Below are 16,087 nucleotides of genomic sequence, written 5' to 3' on the forward strand. Positions count from 1 at the left end.
CCGTACGAAAAACGACACGTGCAGTCTAAAGGCCTGACATTCTCGGCCCTATCGATCAACCCACTAATGGGGATTTGCGAGAGCATCCCGGCCCGACCCCTCACTGCCGACGGATCGACAGGAGCGGCCGTGCCAGGCGCCTCGGTCAGGTCGAAACGATGTACTGTGCAATGGCGGAAGCGACACAGGCGGGCTTGTCGCCTTGGTCGGTCTCCACCGTGACGGTCATGTGCACCCGGATCGTATCCGGCTTTACGCGCACCACCTGGTCGAGCACCACCCGTCCCCGGATCCGGCTTTCGGCCGGGACCGGCGCGATGAAGCGGACCCGGTCCAGGCCGTAGTTGATCCCGGCCACCCGCGGTTTCAGGGTGAACACCTCGGCGGTGATGCGGGGCAGCATCGACAGGGTGAGGTAGCCGTGGGCGATCGTCGTGCCGTAGGGGGATTCGGCCTCAGCCCGGGTCTGGTCCAGATGGATCCATTGCCGGTCGTCGGTCGCGTCGGCGAAGCGCAGGATCCGCGACTGGGACATCTCGATCCAGCCGCTGACCCCGATCTCCTCGCCGACACAGGCTTCCAGAGCCTCGACCGTCTCGAAGCTCCGGGGATCAGTCACGGGTCGGGTCCGCGGAGACGCGGATCAGCTGCTTGCCGAAATTCTTGCCCTTCAACAGGCCGACGAAGGTGTCGGGCGCGTTCTCCAGCCCCTCCACGATGTCCTCGCGATACTTCAGTTCGCCGGAGCGGATATAGCCGCCGACCTCCTTCACGAAGGCGCCGAAGCGGTCCCAGCGCTCGGTGACGATGAAGCCCTGGATGTGCAGCCGGTCGGTCAGGATCTGCCGCATCAGACTGGCCCGGCTCGGCCCGCCATCCAGGGACGTGGCGTTGTACAGCGAGATCATGCCGCAGACCGGGATGCGCCCGAACGGGTTCATCAGGGACAGGGCCGCATCCAGGGTCGCCCCGCCGACATTCTCGAAATACACGTCCACGCCGTTCGGACAGGCCGCCTTCAGGTCCTCCTTCAGCGTGTCGGAGCGGTGCGAGACGCATGCGTCGAAACCGAGCTCGTCCTTCACGAAAGCCACCTTCTCCGGCGACCCGGCAACGCCGACCACTCGCGCGCCCTTGATCCGGGCGAGCTGGCCGACGACCGAGCCGACCGCACCGGAAGCCGCAGAGACCACGACGGTCTCCCCCTCCTTCGGTTGGCCGATGTCCAGGAGGCCGACATAGGCGGTCAGCCCCGGCATGCCGAGCACGCCGACGGCAGTGGAGATCGGCGCGTCGGCCGGATCGAGTTTGCGCAGGCCCTTGGCGTCGACCACGTCGGCGCTTTGCCAGCCGGACATGGAGAGCACGAAATCGCCCTCCTTGAACTTGTCGGAGCGCGACTGCACGACCTGGCAGACGGTGCCGCCGGTGATCACGCCCCCGATCTCCACCGGCTGGGCGTAGGACCGGGCATCGCTCATCCGCCCGCGCATATAGGGGTCGAGCGACAGGTAGATGGTACGCAGCGCCACCTGCCCCTCCCCGACCTCGGGAAGATCGACCTCGACCTTCTCGAAATCTGCGGCGACGGGCTCGCCCTTCGGACGGGAGGCAAGGCGGATCTGGGTGGTCTTCATGGGGAAATCCCTCAGTTCGGATGATCTTCGCGGATCATGTCGGAGGCTTTCTCCCCGATCATGATGGCCGCTGCGTTGGTATTGCCCGACACCATGGTCGGCATGATGGAGGCATCCGCAATCCGCAGGCCGGCGATGCCATGGACCCGCAGGCGGCTGTCGACGACGCAGTCCGGCCCCGGTCCCATGCGGCAGGTGCCGACCGGGTGGAAGGCGGTGTTGGCGGTGTTGCGCACGTGGTTCAGCAGGTCCTCGTCGCTGGTGGCGCCGGTGCCCGGCTCGACCTCCTCGCCACGCAGCGGATCCATGGGTGCGGCCTCCGCCACCTTGCGGATCAGCCGCAGCCCGTCGGTCATGGTCTGCCGGTCCAGGGCGTCGGACAGGAAGTTGAAGCGGATCTCCGGATGCTCGCGCGCATCGGCCGAGCGCACATGGATGGTGCCCAGGCTTTCGGGGCGAAGCTGGTAGCAGGTCATGGTCATGCCTGGCCAGTCGTGCAGCAGCCGGCGTTTGGCGTCGCGGATGACATAGGGCATCACATGGACCTGGATGTCCGGCGTCTCAAGCTCCTGACGTGTTTTCAGGAAGCCGAGGATCGGGGCGGACGGCATCGCCATGAAGCCGCGCCGGGTGGTGAGATACCGCAGGAACTGCCAGCCGCGCGGGATCAGCCCGGACATGCGCTCGTTGTAGGATACCCCGCGCTGCTTCAGCCGCCAGACCATCCGGGCGTTGATGTGGTCACGCAGGTTCTCGCCGACGGCAGGCAGCTCGTGCTTCACCTCGATGCCGAGGGGCTTCAGGACGTCGGGCCGGCCGATGCCCGAGAGTTCCAGAAGCTGCGGGGCCGCCACTCCGCCGCAGGACACGATCACCTCGCGCCCGGCGCGGACCTCCACCTCCTCGCTGTTGGCGACCCGGTAGGCGACGCCGACGCAGCGCTTGCCCTCCAGGATCAGCCGGGTGGCGAGCGCGCCGGTGACGATCCGCAGGTTCGGCCGGTTGCGCGCCGGCTCCAGATAGGCCACCGCCGTGCTCTGCCGAATGCCGTTCTTGATCGTGGTCTGGGTGCGTACGAAGCCTTCCTGGTCGGCGCCGTTATAGTCCGGGTTGCGCCGGATGCCGACCGCCTCGCCGGCGCGGAAGATCGCCTCGTAGAGCGGGCTCTGGTCGTAGGACTCGCAGACATGCAGCGGGCCGCCCTGGGCGCGCATGTCGTCGGCGCCGTGCTCGTAATTCTCCATCCGCTTGAAGATCGGCAGGACGTCGTCGAAGCTCCAGCCCCGGTTCCCGCGCTGCGCCCAGGTGTCGTAGTCGAGCGGCTGGCCGCGCACATAGACCAGTCCGTTGATCGAGGACGACCCGCCGAGCAGCTTGCCGCGCGGGACGGGAATTTCCCGGTTCGCGGTCGCCGGCTCCGGCGCGGAGGTGTAGCACCAGTTCGCCGCGGGGTCGGAAATCAGCAGGCCGAAGCTCGCCGGCATGCGGCTGTACGGATGGCTCGCCGCCCCCGCTTCCAGCAGCAGGACTTTGTGTTTTCCGCTTTCCGTCAACCGGTTGGCGAGGGCCGCGCCGGCCGATCCCGCCCCGACAATGATGAAATCGACCTCGGCGGTCATCGCGTCCGAGTTCCCTTGCGCGTCTTGCATCGTCCTTCCCTCCCATGCTGCCCTTATTTCCGGACAGCTTCGTGGAATGCGAGCACGGCACGGATGATCTGTCGAGCCGCCAACCGCGCCGCGCTATGCTGACGAGGAACGACCAATCTCAAGGACGACTGGAATGCCCGTTACCGCCTTCGACTCCGCCCTCACCGCCCCGCTCCTGTCCGATCCCGAAATCGCCGCCCTGATCGATGATGCCGCCGTGACCCGGGCAATGGTCGACGTCGAGCGCGCGCTGTCCCGGGTCGAGGGGCGGATGGGCGTGATCCCGCAGGAGGCGGCCGCGGCGATCGACGCCGCCCTGGACGGGTTCATGCCGGACATGGCGGATCTCGGCACCGGCATGCGGTCCGCCGGGGTGCCGATCGTGGCCCTGGTCAGCCAGCTCCGGGATCAGGTCGGAGCGGACGCGCGCGATCACATCCACGCCGGCGCCACCAGCCAGGACATCTACGACAACGCCCTGCTGCTCTGCTTCGCGGCGGCCACCGACCGGATCAAGGCGAAGCTGGACGCGGTGATCGCCCTGCTCTCGGTGATGGCCGACGACCACCGCTTCACGGTGATGGCCGGCCGCACCCGCACCCAGCAGGGCATCCCGATCAGCTTCGGCGCCAAGGTCGCCGGTTGGCTGGCACCCCTGAAGCGCCACCGCGAGCGGCTGATCTGGGTTCGCGAGGAACTGCTGGTCGTCCAGTTCGGCGGCGCCGCCGGAACCCTCGCCGCCATCGGTCCCCAGGGCATGGACGTGGCCGACATGCTGGCCGACGAGTTGGGGCTGGAGCGGGCCGTGTCGCCCTGGCATACGGCGCGCGACGGCATGCTCGGGCTGGGCGACTGGCTGTCCGGAATCACCGGGACCCTTGGCAAGATCGGCGCCGACCTGCTGCTCATGGGCCAGAACGAGGTGGGCGAGATCCGCGCCGGCGGCGGCGGCGGCTCCAGCGCCATGCCGCAGAAGGCCAATCCGATCGGCGTCGAGATGCTCGTCACCCTGGCGCGGGCGAACGCCACCAACCTGTCCGGCCTGCACCACGCGTCGATCCAGGAACACGAGCGCGGCGGACCCGGCTGGACGCTGGAATGGATCTTCCTGCCGCCGATGGTCCTCGCCACGGCCGCGGCCCTGCGGATCATGGGCGAGACGCTGTCCGGCCTCCACGTCGACACGGCCCGGATGCGGGCCAATCTGGACCTCGATACCGGACTGATCATGGCCGAGGCGGTGACCACCGCCCTCGCCGCGCATATCGGCAAGGTGGAGGCCCAGGCCCTGGTGAAGCAGGTCTGCAAGGACGCGCCGGGCTCCGGCCGCTCGATCACCGACCTGCTGCGCGAGCGCTGCGACGCGCCGGTGGACTGGGACGCGGCGGCCGATCCGCTGAACTACCTCGGCGCCTCCCAAGAGATCGTGAACCGGGTGCTGGCGCTGTAGTTCTCATTGAAATCTCTCGATGACCTCGCCCTGAGCAGGACCCCGTCCCGGATTAAATCCGGGATTGAGCCGGGGGACGTGTCGAAGGGCCTGGTGCAGCGGGCCGGTCCTTCGAAACGCTCCGGCCCGGATCCATCCGGGCCTCCGCTGCTGAGGACGAGGTCATAGGCATTTTCAAAAAGTCGTCGTCCCGAACTTGTTTCGGGACCTTGATCTTTCCAAACGCCCGGAGGTCCCGAAACAAGTTCGGGATGACTTGATTGGGTTTATGTAGGCCCCCCTCACCCCTTCGCGTAGGGCGGCGGGCTGTAGTAGCGCGGGTACGGTCCGATGGCGGCCATGTCGACTTCGACCAGCGCCGGACCGGGCACCGCCAGCGCCTCGCTCAGCGCCGCCTCCAGCGCGTCCATCGACTGCACGACGGCGTAGGGCATCCCGCTCCCCTCGGCGAGGCGCTTGAAGTCCGGCGGGGTCGGATCGGCGAAGTGGTGGCGGCCGCCATACAGGCTGTCCTGGATGTGCTTGATCACCCCGAAGCCGCGGTCGTTCATCACCAGGAACACCACGTCGGCCCGCTCGTCCGCCGCGGTCCAGAGCTCGCCCAGGTTCATGGCGAAGCCGCCATCGCCGCTGATGCAGAGCGTCTTGCGGCCCCCTGCCCCCAGGGCGGCGCCGATGCCCATAGACAGGCCCGGCCCGATAGCCGCGCCCACCGGATACAGCGTGTCGCGCGGCCCGTAGACCTCGAAGGCCCGGTGGCCCCAGGTGGTGTGCGACAGGGTGACGTCGCGCACGAAAACCCCGTCGCGGGGCAGCGCCCGGCGCACGATCTCCGGCATTGCCGCGTAGCCGTCCAGGAAGGTGCTGTAGGCCGTCTTCGCCGCCTTGCGCGCCGCCGCCACATCGCCGGCCAGCGACGGGTCGATGGACAGGCCGCCGGCCAGCTTCTCGGCCAGGGCCGATAGGGTCGCCCCCGCCTCGCCCCGCACGAACAGGTCGGTGGTGTAGGTGCGCCCCTGCGCCTTGGCGTCGATGTCGATCTGCACCCGGCGGGCCGGTAGGGCGAGCGACTGGTCCTGGGTCTCATGCCCGCGCAGCCGCGAGCCGGCGACGATCAGCAGGTCGACGCTGTCGAGAAAGGACTGGATTTCCGGCAGGCCGGCCCCGGCCGCCAGCGACAGCGGATGATCCTCCGGCACGGCCCCGCGGCCGTTCCAGCTGCTGATCACCGGGATGCCGAGATCGACCAGCGCCTGCACCGCACCCGTCGCGTGCTTGGCCCCGTTTCCGACCCAGAGCAGCGGGCGCCGGGCAGCCTTCACCGTCTCGACCAGCGCCGACATCGACGGCGCATCGGGCAGAACGGCCCCGGTGCGCGGCAAGCCGAGGGTCTCCAGCTCCGCTGGACGGGCAATCGGCGCGCGCTGCACGTCGATCGGGATCTCCACGGTGACCGGCCCGGTCGGCGCGGTCATCGCGTCGGTCACCGCCCGGGTGAGAATCCCCAGTGCCTGGTCCGGCGACAGGATGCGATAGGCGCTCTTGCAGACCGACGCGAGCATGGCCGACTGGCCCGGCACGTCGTGCACCGGCCCCATGTCGCGGTCCAGCATGGCCGTCGGCGTCTGGCCGGTGATGTGCAGCAGCGGGGTCGAGGCGAAGGCGGCCTCCACCAGCGCCGGCACCGCATTCGCCGCCCCCGGCCCGGTGCTGGTGATCAGCACGCCGAGGCCGCCCTGCACCCGGGCATAGGCATCGGCCATGTGTCCGCCGCCGTACTCGCTGCGGGCGGTGACGAACCGGATGGCGTTGCGGCGGCCGATGGCGTCCAGCGTGGGGATGTTGTGCACCGAGACGATGCCGAACACCGTCTCCACCTCCATGCGCTGCAGAAAATCGGCGACGAGGTCACCCACCCGATACGTCTCGGCCATGCTCTTCCTCCCGGGATCTTTTTGGTTTGTTGCCGGGAGTATGGCGAGACCGGCGGGGGCGTGCCTAGAGACGGAATCTCTCCGGCCGGCACGGCTGCAATGCATCGGCGGCACGACCGTCCAGGATCTCCGCCGCCGCCAACCGACCGACCACCGGGGCCAGAACGATCCCCGCATGCATCGCCGCCAGGTACAGCCCGCCGATGCCCGGCGCGAAGCCGACGATCGGGGCGCCGTCCTGCGGCATCGGCCGCCAGCCCGGCACCGCGTCGATCAGCTCGACGTCCTGCGCGCCGCGGATCCCTGACCGCACCGCCTCCAGGACGCGGCGGCCGATCGCCATCGGGCCGTGCTCCGGTGTGTCGTCGATATAATCGGCTGCCGACAGCATCAAAGTGTCCCCCGCCTGCCGCACCTCCAACGCTGGCGAACAGACGATGCCGCGCACCAGCGGGCCGGGAGTGCGCATCCGGATCAGGGTGGCGGGAGAGGCCCGCAGCGGCAGGGCGACACCCACACTTCGCGCCAGATCCGTCGACCCCACCCCGGCCGCGAGGACCACGGCCTCGGCGGCGATCTCCCCAGCCTCCAGCGCAAGGCCCGTCACCCGGCCGCCGGTCTCCATCAGTCCGACGACACGGGCACCGAACCGCAACTCCGCCCCGGCTTCCCGCGCGGCGGCACAGAGCGCGCGGGTTGCGGCGACGGGATCGACCGCCCCCTCGCCCGGAGCGTGGGCCGCACCGCGCGGCGGCTCGACCAGTCCGGGCTCCACCGCGGAGATTTCGGCCCGGCCGAGCAGGCGCACGTCATAGCCGGCCGCCACATGGTGCGCGACCAGCCGCTCGGTCTCTGCCGGATCCTCATCCCAACTCAGCGCGCCGCACCAATCCACGGTTACCGCCCCGCGAAGCTCCGCCTCGATCCGGTGCCAGTCGCCGATCGCCGCCTGCCGCAGCGCCTGATAGGGATGCGGCCGGGTATGGGCGATGTTGATCCAGGAAAAGGCGCGCCCAGTCACGCCGGCCGCCGGCTCCGCCGCATCGACCAGGATCACCGCCGCACCGCGCACGGCAAGATGATAGGCGATCGAGGCACCGACGATCCCCGCGCCGACAACGGCGATTCTGGGACCGCTCATCGGCCTGCGCCCGTCTTCGTGCTCATAGTCGACACCACGCGGTCCTCTCAATCTTCCCAGACACCCTGATAGCGTCCATCAGAGGCATTTCGATGACGCCGGCCGAGGCCGCAGATCGTTTGCGCTCCGGAAGACTGCCACTATATCGATCGTTCGGTATAAAGGAGCGCAGCATGGCCCGACCCACCACCCCGCGCGAGGAGATCGTCGACAAGCTCGCCGACGTATTCCGCCGGCACGGATACGATGGCGCCAGCCTGAAGCTGCTGTCCGATGCCACCGGGCTCGGCCGATCCAGCCTCTATCACTATTTCCCGAACGGCAAAGAGGATATGGCCCTCGCCGTCCTCGCCGGCGCCGAGCAGTGGATGGCGCAGGAAGTGGCCCCGCTGCTGCAGAGCGATGCCTCTCCACAGGAGAAGGTCCGAGGCCTGGTCGGTGCTCTCGATCGGTTCTATCTGGGCGGCAAACGCTCCTGCCTGCTGGAGCTTTTCGCCATCGGCGACGCCCGGACGGCGTTCGGGGCGCGGGTGGCGGAACGTCTGGCCAACCTGCGCACCGCCCTGGCCGGGGTCGCCCGGGAGGCGGGCCATCCGCCGGAGGAGGCCTTGCGCCGGGCGGAGGACGCGCTGATCGCAATCCATGGCGGGCTCGTGGTGTCCCGGGGCCTGGGAGACACCGCCCCGTTCCGGCGGGTTCTGGACAGGCTCGACCGCACCCTGATCCTCTAGTCTCGAGATCGTCACAAGCGTTACCGGGAAAATCTCCTTGACGTTTTGTCGGAGCGAATTATGTACCGATCGTTCGGTTCATATCTTTGCACGGAGCTTTCCATGTCCCCGACGATCAGACTCTACGGTACTGCGCTCTCCGGCCATTCCCACCGGATTGCGCTCGCCCTCTCCCTGCTTGATCTGCCGTTCGAAAGCGTCGCCGTGGATATGCAGGCCGGCGGCAACAGGACGCCGGAGTTCCTGGCACTCAACCCATTCGGCCAGGTCCCGGTGCTCGACGACGACGGCACCGTAATCCCGGACAGCAACGCCATCCTCGCCTATCTCGGCGCCAAGTATGACGACGGCACGCTGATGCCGCGTGACCCCGTGGAAGCCTCTGAAGTTCAGCGCTGGTTCTCGGTTGCCGCCGGAGAGATCAAGTACGGCCCTGCGACCGCCCGGTTGGTGAAAGTGTTCGGGGCGCCCCTGAACCACGCCGCCGCCTTGGCGATTTCGGCGAAAATCCTGCCCCTGCTCGACGCCCATCTGGCGCAGCGCGAGTATCTGGCCGCCGACCGCCTGACCTTCGCCGATGTGGCGATCTACAGTTATGTCGCCCATGCGCCCGAGGGGGATGTCGACCTCGCTCCGTATACCCATGTCGGGCGCTGGCTGGCGCGGATCGAGGCCCACCCGCGCTTCTTCCCCTTCCCCACCGCCGCCGAAATTCTCGGCTGACCCACGGCCGGTCTGCGTCAGGAGCACGCCATGTCCACGCCAGAGACCAATCGGACGCCTTTCCATGCGGGCGAGCTTGCGATGCAGGACCGGGCCGGCGTGCGCGAGCGCATCGCGGCCGTGGGCAGCCAGAACATCCGACGCTTCCTGCCGGACCAGCACCGGACGTTCTTCGCCGACCTGGACCTGCTTTTCGTGGGCTCCGTCGATTCGGACGGCAGGCCCTGGGCGACCGTGCTGGTCGGCGAGCCGGGTTTCATCGGCTCGCCGACCCGCACACGCCTGACTGTCGGGCTGCTGCCGGAAGCCGACGACCCGGCGTTTGCCGGAATGCAGGCCGGCGCGCCCTTGGGCCTGCTCGGCCTGATGCCGCAGAACCGTCGGCGCAACCGCGCGAACGGGCGGATCGCGGCGATCGGCAAGAATGGTTTCACGCTGGACGTACTGGAAAGCTTCGGCAACTGCCCGCAATACATCCACACCCGCAGCCGCGAGCCGGCAGCGATCGTGACCCGGCCCCCAGCCGAGCTCTCCGAGCGGATCGGCGACAAGGTCCGCGACAGGATCGAGCGGGCGGACACGTTCTTCATCGCCACCAATGCACCGGAAGGTGTGGACGTCTCCCACCGGGGCGGACGGGCGGGTTTCGTGACGGTGGCCGAGGACGGCGCGCTGCTCTGGCCCGACTTCTCCGGCAACAACTACTTCAACACGCTGGGAAATCTCGCGGTCGATCCCCGCGCCGGCCTGCTGTTCGCCGATTTCGAGAGCGGCGACCTGCTGCAGCTCACCGGCACGGCGGAAACGCTTTGGGACGGACCGGAACTAGCGGCCTTTCGCGGCGCGGAGCGGCTGGTGCGTTTCAGGCCGACCGCCGTCGTCCTGCGCCGGCGCGTCCTTCCGGTGCGGTTCGCTCCGCTCGAAGCGTCCCCCGTCCTGGCGGACACCGGCACCTGGGAGGAGGCGGAGCGGACCCGCGCGGCCCTGGCCGAGCGCGACACTTGGCGGCCCTTCACCGTCGCCCGCATCGACGCCGAGAGCGACAGCATCCGCTCGATCTACCTGACGCCGGCCGATGGCGACGGCATCGCACCTCACCGTGCCGGCCAGTATCTGCCGATCCGCCTGGCCCTCCCCGGAACCGACAAGCCGCTGCTGCGCACCTATACGATCTCCGACGCGGCCCAGCCTGGGCACCTGCGGATCAGCGTTAAGCGCGAGGCGGGAGGGGCCGCGTCCGGGTTTCTGCACGCCAGCCTCCAACCCGGCGATACGGTGGAGGCGATGGCCCCGCGCGGCGATTTCGTGCTCGACGCGGCGTCCCGGCGTCCGGTGGTTCTGCTCTCCGCCGGGGTCGGCATCACGCCGATGATCGCCATGCTCAACGAGCTGGTGCGCGAGGGCATCCGCCGCCGCGCCCCGCGCGAGGTGTATTTCATCCACGGCGCCCGCGATGGCTCCGAACAGGCGTTCGGCCCCCACCTGCGCCGCCTCGCCCTGCTTGCGCCGGGGGTGAACCTGCACATCCGGTTCAGCCGGCCGCGCCCGCAGGACGTGCTCGGGGCGGACTATGCCAGCGTCGGACGGGTGGATCTCGAGCTGCTGCAGGGCCTGCTGCCGTTCGGGGATTACGACTTCTATCTGTGCGGACCGGGCGGATTCGTCGCCGACCTGCATGCGGGCCTGCGCGGTCTGAACGTGGCCGCCGACCGGATCCACTACGAGTTCTTCGGGCCATCGACCCTGCCGAGTGCGGCGCCGGCGGCGGTGGCTGCCGAGCGGGCGCCGGTCACCTTCGCGGCAAGCGGCAAGACGGCGGAGTGGACCCCCGAGGCGGGCAGCCTGCTCGATCTGGCGGAAGCGTCGGGGGTACCGGTGGACTTCTCCTGCCGTTCCGGTCGGTGCGGCACCTGTGCGGTGAAGCTGCTGTCGGGCGATGTGGGGTATGCCGAAACGCCGGAGGCGGCGGTGCCGGACGGCTACGCGCTGACCTGCCAGGCGCATCCGGTAGGGCCGGTGAGCCTGGGTGTTTGAACCGCGCTCTCCGACCTCGCCCTGAGCAGCCCTCGGACTTGATCCGGGGGCGTGTCGAAGGGCCGACGTGTTGTCGCCCGGCCCTTCGACACGTCGCTCCGCTCCTGCTCAGGGCGAGGTCTTACATCTCATTAAACAATCGTCATCCCGGCCGAGCCCCGGATCAAGTCCGGGGCTCGGCGGGATGACGGGTGTGGGAATAGATGGAGTGCCTACGCCGCCACCGGCTCCGTGCCGCACCAGTCGGCGATGAACAGGGCGATGGCCTTGGTCGACTCGCGAATCGACTGGATGCTCACCCGCTCGTCGAAGCCGTGCACGTTCTCCGCATGGGCGCCGTACACCAGGCACGGGATGCCCGCGTAGAGCACGAACACGCGGCTGTCGATATAGGCGGTGGCGATCCGCTCCTCGAGCGGCTTGCCGGACGCAGCCTCGTGCTGGCGCGCGAGGGTGAGTTCCGCCTCTGTCCCCGGCTCCAGGTCGTAGCCCTCGGTGAAGAAGCCGTTGAACTCGACCTCCGGCGGGCTGTTCGACAGGAACGGGTGGTTGGCCGAGGCATTGCGGATCGTGTCCTCGATGTCGCGCGCCATCTCCTGGGGCTTGAAGCCCGGGAAGTAGGACACCCGGCAGTCGAAGGTGCACCACGCCGGCACCGAGGAGGCCCAGTCGCCGCCGACGATCTTGCCGACGTTCAGGTTCACCGGGTGCTTGGCGTCCTTGTAGTTCTTGGTCTCGCCCTTCTTGGCGTTCCAGCGGGCTTCCAGTTCCTTGAGGTCCTTCATGAGATCGTACGCCGCCATGATGGCGTTCGAACCGCTGCCGGCGGTCGCCACATGGACCGGGAAGCCCCGCACATGCACCCGGAACCAGGTCACGCCCATGACGGCCCGGTTCACATGGCCGGAGGACGGCTCGCTGATCAGGCAGGCATCGGCGGTATAGCCGCGCACCAGCGTGGCGAGCGCGCCGTTGCCCGTGCTCTCCTCCTCGCAGACGCTCTCCAGATGCACCCGGCCTGCGGGCTGTACGCCGGCGGCCTTGAGCGCGTCGAGCGCGAACATGTTGGAAACCACGCCGGCCTTCATGTCGCCGGCCCCGCGGCCGTACATCCAGTCGCCCTCGATGCGCGGCTGGTAGGGCGGGCTGGACCACATGTCGAGGGGGCCTTCCGGCACCACGTCCACATGGCCGTTCAGCACCAGGGAGCGGCCGGTCTCGTTGCGCGGGCGGTGGGTGCCGACGACGTTCCACGCGTTCGCGTAGTCGACCTTGATCGGCGAGAAGCCTTCGTGGTGCTTGATGTCGTCCTCGCGGACCAGCCAGCGGTCGACCGCATAGCCGCGCTTGGCCATGGCTTCGGCCATGAGGTCCTGGGCGAGATGTTCCTGGCCGCGGATCGACGGACGGGAGACCAGCTCCTTGGTGAACTCGATCTGGGCATCGAACGCGGCGTCGACCGCATCGGTGATGCGCTTGGCGAGGTCAGGGTCGAGTTTTCCGGGAGCGGAGGCAGTCATCGTACGATCCTTCAGCCATTTTGGGAGGGGGTCTGGCCGAAGGATCGTACGGTGCGCGGCAAGCGCGCAAGACGCGGAAATCGAATTGGTATCAGGCGGCGATATCGAGAAGCTGACCGCGGCCCGAGCCGGCCGGGGGCGGCGGCGGGGTGGCGGTGGACGACGCGGTCTGGGACGTGCGGGTGTTGCCCGTTTCGGTCTCCTCGACCGCATTCGGCGTGATGTTGGTGGCCGCAGCCGACTGGGACGGGCCCTGGATGCGCACACCCTGGTTGCCGGCCTGCTGGGTGGCCTGGCTGCCGCCTTGGCCCGTGCCCTGCCCGCCGCTGGCGCCGGCGGCACCCGCCTGCAGGCCCTGAAGCTGGCTGAGGGCCTGGTAGCCCAAGCCGGTTCCGGATCCGATACCGCTGATCGCCATGGGGCGTCCTCCTGGATACGTCTGTGTTGTTCTGAGCGGAGTATCGCCGGGCGGTCTAAAGATTCAGTAAACGCCGGAGCTATTTTTCGGTGGTGTTTGCCACGGATGCGCCCGCCCCTTCTTCGTCATCCCGAAACGAGTTCGGGATGACGAAGGTCGGTAAATGCAGGACAGGCCCTCAATAACACCCCGCCGTGCGGCCCCGCATCTTCACCAGGCCGAGCACCATGTCGATGGTCGGGGTCGCCACGCCGGTCAGCCGGCCGAGCTCCTGGACGGAGGCGACCAGGGCGTCGATCTCCATCGCCCGGCCGCGCTCCAGGTCCTGCAGCATCGACGTCTTGTGGGCGCCGACCGCCGCCGCTCCCTCGATCCGCTTGTCCACGTCGATGGCGAACTTCACGCCCAGCGCTTCGCCGACCGCCTGGCCCTCCAGCATCATCGCCCGGGCCACCGCGCGGGTTTCCGGGTCGCCGCAGATCTGCTCAAGCGTGGCACCGGTCAGCGCGCTGATCGGGTTGAAGGACAGGTTGCCCCACAGCTTCACCCAGATCTCGTCGCGGATGCGCGGCCGCACCGGCGCCTTCAGCCCGCCGGCCCGCATCGCCTCCGACAGCGCCTGCACGCGCCCGGTCTTCTCGCCCGACGGCTCGCCCAGGGTGAAGCGGTCGCCGTCCTGATGGGTGATCACCCCCGGCTCCTCGATCTCGCAGGCCGGATAGACCACGCAGCCGATGGCGCGCTCGGGGCCGAGCGTGTCCCACTGCACCCCGCCCGGATCCACACTTTCCAGCCGGGTGCCCTCCAGCTCGCCACCGAGACCGTGGAAATACCACCAGGGCACGCCGTTCACCGCCGTCACCAGGGACGTTTCTTCGTGGAACAGCGCCGTCATTTTCTTGGCGACCGCCGGCACGGAATGAGCCTTCAGCGCGACGATCACATGGTCCTGGGGGCCGAGTTCCGCCGGATCCTCCGACGCGTTGAGGCGCACCGTCTCCCGCGTGGCGTCCTGCAGCAGGGTCAGGCCGTTCTCCTTGATCGCCGCCAGGTGCGGACCGCGGGCCACCAGACTGACCTCGCAGCCAGCCCGCGCCAGGGCCACGCCGAGAAACCCGCCGATCGCCCCGGCGCCGTAGATGCAGACCCGCATGCCCTATTCCTCCAGGCCGAGTTTCTTGGCCAGCCCGATACGCTGCAGCTTGCCGGTGGCACCCTTCGGAATCTCCTCCAGGATCACCAGCTTGCGCGGCACCTTGAAGTCGGCGAGCCGGGTGGAGACGAAATCCTTCAGCTCCTGCTCGGTGGCGCTCTTGCCTTCGCCCAGCACGACGGCGGCGCCGACCTCCTCGCCCAGCTTGGGATGGGCGACGGCGAAGGTCACCGCCTGGGCCACCGCGTCGTGGTCCATCAGCACTTCGTCGACCTCGCGCGGGGCGATCTTCTCGCCGCCGCGGTTGATGATCTCCTTCAGGCGGCCGGTGATGGAAAGATAGCCGTCCTCGTCGAGCCGCCCCTCGTCGCCGGTGCGGAACCAGCGGGCGCCACCGTCCGGATCGTCGGGGAAGTTCTCGGCATTGGCCTTGGGATTGTTCTCGTAGCCGGCGGTGACGTTGGGACCGCGGATCACGATCTCTCCCGCCTCGCCGGGCGCCGCAAACCGTCCCTCCGCATCCATCAACCGGATCTCCGGCCCGGCGGCGATGCCGACGGTACCAGGCTTGCGCGGGGCCGGCGGCAGCGGGTTGGAGGACATCTGGTGCGATGCCTCCGTCATGCCGTAGCTCTCGATCACCGGACAGCCGAACACCGCCTCCAGCTCGGTCATCACCTGCGGCGGCAGGGAGGAGGAGGACGAGCGGATGAAGCGCAGGCCGAGCCCGTCGATGACCGCCCTGTTGCGCGCCGCCCGGCCCAGGATCGCCTGGTGCATGGTCGGCACCGCCGTGTACCAGGTCGGTCGCACTTCCTCGAACTGCTGGAAGATGCGCAGGGCGTTGAAGCCGGGGGCGCAATGGACCGACGCGCCGGCCCGCATGGAGGCGCTGACCGCCGCCATCAGCCCGTGGATGTGGAACAGCGGCATGATGTTCAGGCATCGGTCGGCGGGCTTCAGCGCCAGGGAGGCGGCAATGTGGCCGGCAGAGGCCGCCAGGTTGGCGCCGGACAGAGGGACGATCTTCGGCCGCGAGGTGGTGCCGGAGGTGTGCAGCACCAGGGCGATGTCGTCGGGATCGGCCGGGGGTGCTGCGTCGGGGACCGAGCCGCCCACGTCCAGGTTGAAGCTGCCGGCGGGGCCGCTCATGTCCTCTGCGAGCTCGATCAGGGTGGCGCCGTGCTTCTGGGCCACCGCCCGGGCGGGCGTGTCGTCACCGGCGGCGACGATCACCGCCTTCGCCTTCAGGTCGGAGATGTAGAAGTCGAACTCGTCCTCCCGGTAGCCCGGGTTCAGGGGGGCGGCGGTCGCATGGGCGGCGACGGCGAGGAAGCAGGAGGCCATCGCCGGGCCGTTGGCGAGCACGATGCCGACCCGGTCTCCAGGCCCGATCCCTGCCCCGGCCAACGCCCGGCCGGTCGCCTCCACCAGCTCGCGCAGCCCGGCATAGGTCAGATCGGTCCGGCCCGGCGCCCCGATCGCCGGATCGCCGCCGGCCCCCTGCTGCAAGAGTTCGTACACACTCCTCGGCGACGCCATGCGTGTTCCTCCCATGGGTGATTTTTCTTTGTTGGACACAGCATGGGACCGAAAGACGCCCGAACGCAACGGCAGGGCTTGGAGAGGTGTGGCGATCCAACACCCTCGCTCGACTCCAAAGCCTTTCCCCTCTCACTCCCCGGCCGTGTGCCGGG

13 protein-coding genes are annotated in these 16,087 nt (G+C 68.8%); 4 read left to right on the forward strand and 9 right to left on the reverse strand.

What is annotated here, in order from left to right:
- Positions 1 to 145 precede the first annotated feature (145 nt).
- From T8K17_RS20045 to T8K17_RS20055, 3 genes are read right to left on the reverse strand one after another with little or no spacing between them, the layout of a single operon-like run.
- On the reverse strand, positions 146 to 619 hold the full coding sequence (locus tag T8K17_RS20045) for a MaoC family dehydratase (protein WP_322331499.1): 474 nt from the start codon (positions 617 to 619) through the stop codon (positions 146 to 148).
- Complete coding sequence (locus T8K17_RS20050) at positions 612 to 1,637, reverse strand: NADP-dependent oxidoreductase (protein ID WP_322331500.1); 1,026 nt, start codon at positions 1,635 to 1,637, stop codon at positions 612 to 614. The genes T8K17_RS20045 and T8K17_RS20050 overlap by 8 nt, the downstream gene beginning before the upstream one ends.
- A gap of 11 nt (positions 1,638 to 1,648) precedes the next feature.
- Entirely contained in the window at positions 1,649 to 3,286 is a 1,638-nt protein-coding gene (locus tag T8K17_RS20055; RefSeq protein ID WP_322331501.1) for a GMC family oxidoreductase, read from the reverse strand.
- A 133-nt stretch (positions 3,287 to 3,419) separates the two neighbouring features.
- On the opposite strand from T8K17_RS20055, the gene pcaB reads away from it, so the two are divergent.
- Positions 3,420 to 4,736, forward strand: a complete 1,317-nt coding sequence (pcaB, locus tag T8K17_RS20060; RefSeq protein ID WP_322331502.1) for a 3-carboxy-cis,cis-muconate cycloisomerase — start codon at positions 3,420 to 3,422, stop codon at positions 4,734 to 4,736.
- Between the two features lie 281 nt (positions 4,737 to 5,017).
- Here the strand turns inward: pcaB and T8K17_RS20065 are convergent, their stop codons facing one another.
- Together T8K17_RS20065 and T8K17_RS20070 are read right to left on the reverse strand one after the other, a co-directional pair.
- Positions 5,018 to 6,670 (reverse strand): thiamine pyrophosphate-binding protein, encoded by a 1,653-nt coding sequence (locus tag T8K17_RS20065; protein WP_322331503.1) that lies wholly within the window; start codon positions 6,668 to 6,670, stop codon positions 5,018 to 5,020.
- 64 nt (positions 6,671 to 6,734) lie between these two features.
- The gene (locus T8K17_RS20070; protein WP_322331504.1) at positions 6,735 to 7,811 is read right to left on the reverse strand and encodes an FAD-binding oxidoreductase; all 1,077 of its coding nucleotides are present in this window, start codon (positions 7,809 to 7,811) and stop codon (positions 6,735 to 6,737) included.
- Between the two features lie 173 nt (positions 7,812 to 7,984).
- Between T8K17_RS20070 and T8K17_RS20075 the strand changes: the two genes are divergently transcribed.
- The 3 genes from T8K17_RS20075 (at position 7,985) to T8K17_RS20085 (ending at position 11,299) form a co-directional block, all read left to right on the forward strand.
- Positions 7,985 to 8,542, forward strand: coding sequence for a TetR/AcrR family transcriptional regulator (locus T8K17_RS20075; RefSeq protein ID WP_322331505.1), 558 nt, complete (start codon positions 7,985 to 7,987; stop codon positions 8,540 to 8,542).
- A 102-nt stretch (positions 8,543 to 8,644) separates the two neighbouring features.
- Positions 8,645 to 9,265, forward strand: coding sequence for a glutathione S-transferase (locus T8K17_RS20080; RefSeq protein ID WP_322331506.1), 621 nt, complete (start codon positions 8,645 to 8,647; stop codon positions 9,263 to 9,265).
- Positions 9,266 to 9,295: 30 nt separating this feature from the next.
- Entirely contained in the window at positions 9,296 to 11,299 is a 2,004-nt protein-coding gene (locus tag T8K17_RS20085; RefSeq protein WP_322331507.1) for a pyridoxamine 5'-phosphate oxidase family protein, read from the forward strand.
- 212 nt (positions 11,300 to 11,511) lie between these two features.
- On the opposite strand, the gene T8K17_RS20090 is transcribed toward T8K17_RS20085, so the two are convergent.
- The 4 genes from T8K17_RS20090 to T8K17_RS20105 all read right to left on the reverse strand — a co-directional run bounded on the left by T8K17_RS20090 (position 11,512) and on the right by T8K17_RS20105 (position 15,932).
- On the reverse strand, positions 11,512 to 12,819 hold the full coding sequence (locus T8K17_RS20090; RefSeq protein WP_322331508.1) for an ArgE/DapE family deacylase: 1,308 nt from the start codon (positions 12,817 to 12,819) through the stop codon (positions 11,512 to 11,514).
- Positions 12,820 to 12,910: 91 nt separating this feature from the next.
- A complete protein-coding gene (locus T8K17_RS20095) occupies positions 12,911 to 13,237 on the reverse strand; it encodes a hypothetical protein (protein ID WP_322331509.1) in 327 nt (108 codons plus the stop codon).
- A gap of 178 nt (positions 13,238 to 13,415) precedes the next feature.
- Positions 13,416 to 14,390: a 2-dehydropantoate 2-reductase gene (locus T8K17_RS20100; protein ID WP_322331510.1), complete on the reverse strand. Its 975-nt coding sequence runs from the start codon at positions 14,388 to 14,390 to the stop codon at positions 13,416 to 13,418.
- A gap of 3 nt (positions 14,391 to 14,393) precedes the next feature.
- Complete coding sequence (locus tag T8K17_RS20105) at positions 14,394 to 15,932, reverse strand: acyl--CoA ligase (protein WP_322331511.1); 1,539 nt, start codon at positions 15,930 to 15,932, stop codon at positions 14,394 to 14,396.
- Positions 15,933 to 16,087 lie beyond the last annotated feature (155 nt).

The organism is Thalassobaculum sp. OXR-137 (assembly GCF_034377285.1).
In the GTDB taxonomy this organism is placed as follows: Bacteria; Pseudomonadota; Alphaproteobacteria; order Thalassobaculales; family Thalassobaculaceae; genus Thalassobaculum.